This window comes from Dietzia sp. SYD-A1 (assembly GCF_015356725.1).
In the GTDB taxonomy this organism is placed as follows: Bacteria; Actinomycetota; Actinomycetes; order Mycobacteriales; family Mycobacteriaceae; genus Dietzia.
In genome coordinates, this window is record NZ_JADDKI010000451.1 from 1 (window position 1) to 2,361 (window position 2,361).

A 2,361-nucleotide genomic window follows, 5' to 3' on the forward strand; every position below is an offset into this window, starting at 1 on the left:
GTGCCACTGGCCCCCGCGCAGCGCGACGAGTACGGCGCGGCGCACCGCGGCGGGGTCCGTGAGCAGGCCCTGGACCTCGTCGCCGGCGGTGCGCTCGAAGACGGCCGCGCAGGGGATGTCCGCCAGTGCCTCGAGCAGTCCCGGCACGAGGTCGTCCGCGTCGCGGCTGCCGCGCTGGTCGATCGTCACCACGTACATGAGGCGATCCTGCCACATTCGGCCGACATGAGGCGAAAATGCCTAATTGTGAGTAATTAGCCGGAAGGACCTAATTCGTCGGGATAAGGCGAGCAGGCCTCATGAGGCGAGGATCCCTCATGACGACAGCGGGCGACCGATGTCGGCGGCGGCGTCCCCGAAGGTCTGCTTGCGTTCGCGGTCCCGGACCTTCTCGCCCCACGAGTCGAGCCGGGCGCGGCCCCACGGGGTGCGGTACCGCAGCCCGTTCAGCGCCACCAGGTAGGCGTGCGCCCACGGCGGGCGGACCGGCAGCCCGAACTCGCGCATGGACTCGCGGCCGAGCAGCACCGTGAGCATGCTCAGGAGTCGCTCGTGCGCCACCCACGCCTGCACGCCGGGCAACGGCCCGCTGCGGGAGCGCTCGCGCTGGGCCGCGACCAGGGCCTGGGTCAGCTGCGGGCCGGCCTCGCTCAGTCCGGCCTGCGCCAGCAGGATGTGATAGTTGATCCGGTGCCGGTCGCGTTCGTGGTCGACCAGGAAGTCGTCGTCGACCCCCAACAGCCATCCCACGTAGCGCCACACGTGCATCACGGCGTCGGAGTCCTCGCGGGAGATCGGCACGCCCAGGGTGCGTACGCCCAACAGGACCACGGCGTCGAAGAGGCCCAGGGTGGCGGCTAGGTCGCTCTGGCTGATGGGCAGGCCCCAGTGTCCGGTGTCCCAGCGCGGTTCCATGGCCTCGTTGACCACCGCGTGCATGGCCCGCACGTGCCCGGTCAGGCGCCACGACTCGCCGCCCGGCCGCAACCCGTCGGGGATCGACAGCGACATGGTCCAGTGGCTGGTCTCGGCCAGGCGCCGCAGCGTGGTGCTGCCGGTCAGTCCGCCGGTGGCCACGAGGAGGTCGGTGGGGCCGCCGAAGCGGTAACCCCCGATGAGGGAGAGCTGGAGCAGGATGTCCGCGGCGTTCTGGCCCAGGCGCAGGTACACCCGCTGTCCGCGGGCGATCTGATCCCAGTCCACCCAGTCCGGGGTGTCCTCGAGCAGGGCGAGGTAGTCGCGTAGTGCCTCGGGGGCGTCGTCCGGCAGGCCCGCGGTCCCGCTCGTCAGGGCCTGGTCGAGTTGTCGCCGGGTCACGGCCCCGGGCTCGCCGGACCGCAGCCGCATGGCGCGGGCCAGCCGGGCGCCGGGTTCGTCCTTCTCCAGGTACCCGCGGCCCAGTCGGTCCATGAGGTGCTCGTCGACCCGGTCCACGCGGGCGATGTGCTTCAGGGCGCGGCCGATGCGGCGGGAGCGGTCCTCGGCCTCGCGGTGTCGGGTCGGATACGGGGTGGTGACGGCGTCACGCTCAGGCGCTGTGGTCATGGGGCAACTATGACGCGAGTTTTTACTCGCATACAATTCGCGTTCATGCGAAAGGTCCCTCAGCAGGCACGGTCCCGGGCCATGGTCGAGCGGATCGTGGACGCCGCTCGCATCGTGCTCGTGCGTGACGGCTACGAGTCGTTCACCACCAACCGCGTGGCCGACCAGGCTCACGTCAGCCCGGGCTCGCTGTACCAGTACTTCCCGGACAAGTCGGCCCTGGTCACCGAGGTCATGAACCGGTGGTCGGCCGAGATCTCCGATCGGGTGGCCGCCTCCCTCGCCGGCGCCGGCCCCGTCGACGTCCGGGACCCCGGCTCGGTGCGCTCGATCGCCGACGCCCTGCTGACCGCCCTGGAGGCGGACGCCGGGCTGCTGCGGATCGTGTGGGAGGAGCTGCCCGCCGTGCGTCACCGGGCCGCGCAGCACGCGCTCGAGCTCCGGGTGCGCGAACTGCTCTCCGTCTACCTCTCCGCGGCGGGGGTCCCGGTCGGCGATCCCGCCGTGCGCGCGTGGGTGATCGTGATGGCGGTGGAGAACGTGGCCGTGCGCTGGGTGTTGGATCGGCCCCGGATCAGCCGGGAGGCGCTCCTCGACGAGTTCACCGCTCTGGCCGGGGGATACGCGCAACGCGGCTGAGTTCGGGGCAGCGCTGCCGACATCAGCTCAGCGCGGCTGAGATCAGGGGATACCCGGAGGCGGGGGGTCGCCGGGTTTCGGCAGAATGGGACACGATGACTATTCGCCCCCTCCGCGGCTGCGCTGTGGCCCTGTCCCTCGTCGCGGCCGTGGTGGCATCCGGGTGTGCCTACGGGC

General features: G+C 71.5%; 2 protein-coding genes and 1 pseudogene. 1 reads left to right on the forward strand and 2 read right to left on the reverse strand.

Features of this window, described 5'->3' with window-relative positions; genetic code table 11:
- Together IY392_RS15555 and IY392_RS15560 are read right to left on the reverse strand one after the other, a co-directional pair.
- Positions 1–198 (reverse strand): annotated as a pseudogene (locus IY392_RS15555) (hypothetical protein); the annotation flags it as partial.
- 117 nt (positions 199–315) lie between these two features.
- Complete coding sequence (locus tag IY392_RS15560; RefSeq protein WP_194861694.1) at positions 316–1,545, reverse strand: oxygenase MpaB family protein; 1,230 nt, start codon at positions 1,543–1,545, stop codon at positions 316–318.
- A 45-nt stretch (positions 1,546–1,590) separates the two neighbouring features.
- Here IY392_RS15560 and IY392_RS15565 point away from each other — a divergent pair, with 45 nt between their 5' ends.
- Complete coding sequence (locus tag IY392_RS15565; protein WP_228549493.1) at positions 1,591–2,184, forward strand: TetR/AcrR family transcriptional regulator; 594 nt, start codon at positions 1,591–1,593, stop codon at positions 2,182–2,184.
- Positions 2,185–2,361: the final 177 nt, after the last annotated feature.